The organism is Actinomyces sp. MRS3W (assembly GCF_032465695.1).
Classification (GTDB): Bacteria; Actinomycetota; Actinomycetes; order Actinomycetales; family Actinomycetaceae; genus Actinomyces.
The window spans coordinates 1-2,485 of sequence record NZ_JAWDJJ010000111.1; the positions used below are offsets into that span (position 1 = coordinate 1).

The following is a 2,485-nucleotide window of genomic DNA, read 5'->3' on the forward strand; positions in this document are numbered from 1 at the left end:
CCGTTGTCCGGGTGGTGTGCCCCTCCGGGATGACGGTCTGGGCCGCCGCCGGCTCCTCGGCCTCCAGGCCGTTGTGCACCGGCAGCAGCAGCGGCACCTGCTCGTCGCGTTCGGCGGGGGCCGGCTCGGCGTCCACCTCCTCCACCGGCCCGGAGACATAGCCGGCACGGAAGCGTGTGAAAACACTGGTGTCCACCTTCAGGTACCCGTACCCGGGGGAGGCGGGCAGGTGGAACGCGTCCGGCACCCCGATCACCGTGGAGGACTCGCCCTCGGTGAAGGTGCGCAGGCAGATCCGGTAGGACAGGTAGGTGTCCAGGCCGCGCAGTTTGCCGCCCTCGATGCGCTGGCTGGACAGCAACAGGTGCACGCCGATGGACCGGCCGATGCGCCCGATCGTCAGCAGCAGGTCCACGAAGTCAGGATTCGCCGTCAGCAGTTCCCCGAACTCGTCGATGATGACGAACAGGTGCGGCATGGGCGCCAGCTCCGGATGCTCCTCGCGCAGCCGCCGGTAGTGGGCGATGTCGGGGGAGGAGCCGGCGTCCCGCAACTGCTTCTGCCGACGCACCACCTCACCGGCGATCGATGCGCGCGCCCGCTCGATCAGCCCGGCGTCGTCGGCCAGGTTGTCCATCAGCCCCACCACGTGCGGCAGTGAGGCGAAGGGAGCGAAGGCCGCTCCGCCCTTGTAGTCCACCAGAATCATGGACAGGTCCTCCGGGCCGTGGCCGACGGCCAGCGCCGTCACCAGGGTGCGCAGCAGCTCCGACTTGCCCGAACCGGTAGCGCCCACGCACAGCCCGTGCGGTCCGACCCCCAGCTGGGCGGACTCCTTCAGGTCCAGCAGCACCAGTTCATGGTTGTCGTCGGTGCCCAGCGGCACCCGCAGGAAATCGCGCGCCGAGCGGGGCCGCCAGGTGGCGGACACATCGATGCTCCGGGGATCGTCCACCCCGAGCAGATCCGCCAGCGAGGTGGCGGAGGCGTCCTCCACCTCTCGCTCGGCGGCCGCCCCCAGGGAGAGCGGCGCCAGGGCCCGGCACACGCCCTCCGCGGCCGCCGGACCCAGCTCGTCGGCGGTCACCACGGTGGGCGAGGGCGGTGCGGCGTCGTGGTCGATCCTGCCCGACGCGTCGGTGACCGGCCGCAGGTCCTCCACCAACACCGTGCCGTCGCCCTGCACCGTCAGCCGCAGCGACGGGTCGGAGGGCTCGTCCAGACGATCGGTGACCAGGTGCAGGACGGTGGCCCCCACGTCCTGTGCCCGCAGGGAGGCGTCGGCAATTGCCAATGACTGGGCGGGACCCTCGGCGTCGACGACGGCGAGCAGACGAGCACGACGCCGCTGCGCTCCGCCCGTACCGATGCGCGCCACCTGGGCGGCGGCCTTCGCAGCGGCAGCGATCTCGGGACGCAGCACCCGCTCCAGGTCCTGCTGGTCCGCTCCCACCCGGCGCATGGCCACCGGACCGTCGAAGGCACCGTGAATGCGCAGGTGGGGGAGCCGGGAAACACAGTCCCACACATCCGCCGCGGACTCGTCATAGGCGAGCGCCATATGCAGATCCTCCGGGGCATGATGCACCGCAGCCTGCACCAGCAGGGTGCGGGCCAAGGCGCGGATGGCCTCCCGGGGGCCGATCAGCGACACCTCACCGGCGGCGTCGAGATCGATGGTGGCGGGCATGGCGTACTGCACCGCGTAGTTGTCCACCAGGGACCGCGCCTCCCGCACCAGCAGGGGATCGGCCTGGGCGATGGCGTCGGAGCGGGGCATGGCCGCAAGCGGATGAGGCAGGTCGGCGGTGCCCAGACGCAGGCGCAGGAAGTCGGCATCGGCCCGCCGCCGCTCCCAGCGCCGCTCGGGGGAGACGGCCCAGGCGGCCAGCGCCTGCGGTGCCGGGTGGGCGCGGTAGGCGCGTCGACGCAGGTACGCGGCGGTGGCCTCCAGGGCGGCCGCGGCATCCGCGAGCGAGTCCAGATAGCGCTCGCGGCGCTCGCGGCGTTGACGCGCCTGACCGTTGCGGCGCGAAACGGTGGCGGCCAGCATACCGATCATGGTCACGACCATGACCACCGAGCCGAGGATCGCGAAGATCAGGTTCGAGCGCAGCAGGGTCATCATGAGCATGGATGAGCCCGCCCCCGCCAGGGGCAGCATCATCTGGAACGGGAAGCCCTGGCCTGCGCCGGTGTCCGCCAGTTGCGGCGGCGCGGGCACGCTGACCGGCTCGGGCAGCTCCAGCGGGCGGTGCAGGCGCCCGGGACGGTGAACGGTGCGGATCATGCCTCACCTCGTACGTTCTGTGCGGCCGCCTCCACGGCGCGGGCGGCCAGGGAGGCCAAGGCGACGGCGGTGCGACGCCGCAGGGGCGTGGGGCCCGGCCGCCGCAGCGCGGGGTCGTAGGGGATCAGGGTCTCGTCCGGGCCCAGGCGGGGGATGAGCGGATGCCCGGGGCGGGTGGCGACGACGGCGTTCAGC

2 protein-coding genes are annotated in these 2,485 nt (G+C 72.5%); both read right to left on the bottom strand.

Annotated elements, in window-relative coordinates; all coding sequences use genetic code 11:
• Positions 1–2,290: type VII secretion protein EccCa (gene eccCa / locus RWX45_RS03565; protein WP_316022404.1), on the bottom strand; the 2,290-nt coding region annotated here is incomplete at its 3' end.
• A partial coding sequence (locus RWX45_RS03570; protein ID WP_316022405.1) for a hypothetical protein occupies positions 2,287–2,485 on the bottom strand: 199 nt, incomplete at its 5' end. The genes eccCa and RWX45_RS03570, both read right to left, overlap by 4 nt.